This is a genomic window from Lentilactobacillus sp. TOM.63 (assembly GCF_030361045.1).
GTDB classification, from domain to species: Bacteria; Bacillota; Bacilli; order Lactobacillales; family Lactobacillaceae; genus Lentilactobacillus; species Lentilactobacillus dabitei.
Genome location: NZ_JAUCAP010000139.1, coordinates 1 through 3,106 on the forward strand (window position 1 = coordinate 1; position 3,106 = coordinate 3,106).

Consider the following 3,106-nt stretch of genomic DNA (forward strand, 5'->3'; position numbering starts at 1 on the left):
TTCTAACGAGAAACAAAAAATCTGTCATCAGTAATAGATAAAATCTATTACCAACAACAGATATTGTAGAACCATTTAACATCGCCAAAGATCATCTTTCCTGAATCGCAGTCTAACAGTTAAAACAACTATTCAGAAAGGATCTTACCATGCTTATTCAATCCGTTTCCCAACTCATCGGCCATACCCCGATGATCGACCTACAAATTAACGTTCCTCACCACAGTCATATTTACGCCAAACTTGAAATGTTTAATCCCGGCGGCAGCATCAAGGACCGCTTGGGTCAGTACATGATTCAAGACGCCATCGACCACGGTAAAGTGACTGAAGGAAAAACCACCATTATTGAACCCACCGCCGGCAATACCGGCATTGGGGTGGCCCTGGCCGCCCAACAGCACCGCTTGCCAACTATCCTCGTCGTCCCTGAAAAGTTTAGTTTTGAAAAACAACAGCTGATGAAGGCTCTCGGGGCGACTCTCATCAACACGCCGAGCGACCAAGGAATCAAAGGCGCCATCCAAAAAGCGCGCGAGTTGGCAGCGAAGACCCCAAACAGTTTTGTGCCGATGCAGTTTGAAAATCCGGCTAATCCAGCGACTTATTACCACACCTTGGCGCCGGAGTTAGTAGCAGACGTCCCTGCTCAAATTAACGCGTTCGTTGCTGGCGCGGGCAGTGGCGGGACATTTGCCGGCATCGCCCGATATCTGAAAGAACAGAATTCAGCAACCCGGACCGTCGTCGTTGAACCCGAAGGCTCCATTCTAAATGGTGGCCCGGCTCATCCCCACAAAACGGAAGGGATTGGTGTCGAATTTATTCCGCCCTTCTTCAAAGACGTCCAAATTGATGAAACCCTCACCATTTCTGACAACGACGCGTTTGATCAGGTTAAACAAATGGCCAAAACACAAGGGCTCTTCATTGGCAGTTCCAGCGGGGCCGCGTTAGCAGCTAGTCTTAAAGTAGCCAATGAATTGCCAGAAAACAGTTCAATCGTCACGGTTTTTCCAGACAGCAGCGAGCGTTACATGAGTGAAAACATTTACAACTAATCAACTTAAATCTAACAACTAAAAAAGTGAGGTCAATGATTATGGAATTTGATACAAAATTAATTCACGGTGGCATCAGCGAAGACAAATACACAGGCGCAACATCAGTCCCAATCTATATGGCATCCACCTTTCATCAACAGAAGATTGGTGAAAACGAATACGAATATTCCCGTTCGGGTAACCCCACCCGGGAAGCGGTTGAAAAATTAATTGCCGATTTGGAAGACGGCACCGCTGGCTTTGCGTTTGCTTCCGGTTCGGCGGCCATCGATACGGTGTTCTCACTATTTTCTGCCGGCGATCATTTCGTCATTGGCAATGACGTCTACGGTGGGACTTTCCGCTTGATTGACGCGGTTTTAAAACGATTCGGCATGACGTTTACCGTCGTTGATACCCGCGACCTGCAAGCCGTTAAAGCCGCCATCACCCCCGCTACAAAGGCCATTTATTTGGAAACCCCGACCAATCCACTGCTGCGGGTAACCGATATCGCTGCCGTCGCTAAAATTGCTAAGGACCGTGGTATTTTAAGCATTATCGACAACACTTTCTCATCGCCATACGTTCAACGGCCCTTAGACCTTGGCGTGGATATCGTTTTGCACAGTGCTTCTAAGTACCTTGGTGGCCATAGTGATCTGGTTGCCGGCCTGGTAGTCACTAAGGATCAAGCCCTTGGCGAAAAAATTGGGTACCTGCAAAATGCCATCGGCGGCATCTTGGCACCCCAGGAGAGCTGGTTATTGCAACGGGGAATGAAGACCCTCTCACTTAGAATGCGGGCTCATTTGGCCAATGCGGAAGCAATCTTCAATTATTTGAAAAATCAGCCGCTGGTCAGCAAAATTTACTATCCTGGCGATCCTAACAATCCGGATTACGAAGTTGCTCAGAAACAGATGCACGGATTTGGCGCAATGATCTCGTTCGAATTACAAGCCGGTCTGGATCCCAAACAATTTGTCGAACAACTCCAAGTTATCACCCTGGCCGAAAGTCTGGGCGCTCTTGAAAGTCTCATCGAAATTCCAGCCTTGATGACTCACGGTTCAATCCCCCGTGACATCCGGCTTAAAAACGGCATCAAGGACGAACTAATCCGCCTGTCAGTCGGCGTTGAGGATCAAAAAGACCTATTAGCCGACCTGGAACGTGGATTCGATCAACTAAAGGGAAGCCATCAAGATGTTTCAAACAGCAAGGTCCATTCTCAAGCGTGATCCGGCCGCTCATAGTCTGCTTCAGGTGATTCTAACGTATCCCGGGGTTCGGGCACTGTTCTGGTATCGGATTGCTCACTTCTTTGCCAGTCATCAACGATTCGTCATAGCTGGCTTAATTAGCCAACACGCCGCTAAAGTTACTGGAATTACAATTGCCCCCGAAGCAACCATCGGCAAACGCGTTTTCATCGATCACGGGGTGGGAACTGTTATTGGCGCAACCGCCATCATCGAAGACGACGTCACCATTCTTCATGGTGTGACATTTGGCACGCGGCGTATGACGGATAAGGGCCGGCGCCACCCTCACGTCAGAAAGGGTGCTTTCATTGGCGCCAATGCCCAGATACTGGGGCCAATCGAGATTGGGCCATACAGCAAGGTTGGCGCCGGTGCCGTTGTGCTGGTAAATGTTCCTAGCCATTTGACCATCGTTGGCAATCCGGCTACGATTGCCCCACATCCGATTTCAAAAGTCGTTTCCGTTTCCTTTAATCATCAGTTACCAAGATAAACTTAAGGAGGTAACTTCAATTAAGCTACTTTGCCGAAAATATTGTTAGCGGATAAAGTCTCTTCTCAACGGAAGAGATTTTATTGATTAACCAAGCCGCTTATAATATACATCGTACACCTAAGTGTACAAAATTTATCTCGGTAAAATATGCGTAATTGGCCTGCCCATCACCCTATGAGCGGGCCCTTTGCGTCTGTTGATAGCACGATGCTTAACTAGGGCCTACCCTATTGTATTCGGTTGAAAGTTGGATTATTATTAGTTACATATAAGTGATCCGGAGGCATTCTGAAAATGAC

The 3,106-nt window shown here is 47.8% G+C and carries 3 protein-coding genes; all 3 read left to right on the top strand.

The genetic code is table 11. The features are described from left to right. The first annotated feature begins 149 nt into the window (after positions 1 to 149). The 3 genes from QUF07_RS13575 to epsC are packed head-to-tail and all read left to right on the top strand — an operon-like array spanning position 150 to position 2,804. Positions 150 to 1,061 (top strand): PLP-dependent cysteine synthase family protein, encoded by a 912-nt coding sequence (locus QUF07_RS13575; protein WP_014919551.1) that lies wholly within the window; start codon positions 150 to 152, stop codon positions 1,059 to 1,061. A 41-nt stretch (positions 1,062 to 1,102) separates the two neighbouring features. Continuing rightward, positions 1,103 to 2,287: a trans-sulfuration enzyme family protein gene (locus tag QUF07_RS13580; RefSeq protein ID WP_195753511.1), complete on the top strand. Its 1,185-nt coding sequence runs from the start codon at positions 1,103 to 1,105 to the stop codon at positions 2,285 to 2,287. Then, positions 2,253 to 2,804, top strand: a complete 552-nt coding sequence (epsC, locus tag QUF07_RS13585; protein WP_289427967.1) for a serine O-acetyltransferase EpsC — start codon at positions 2,253 to 2,255, stop codon at positions 2,802 to 2,804. Before QUF07_RS13580 ends, epsC begins: the two co-directional genes overlap by 35 nt. Positions 2,805 to 3,106: the final 302 nt, after the last annotated feature.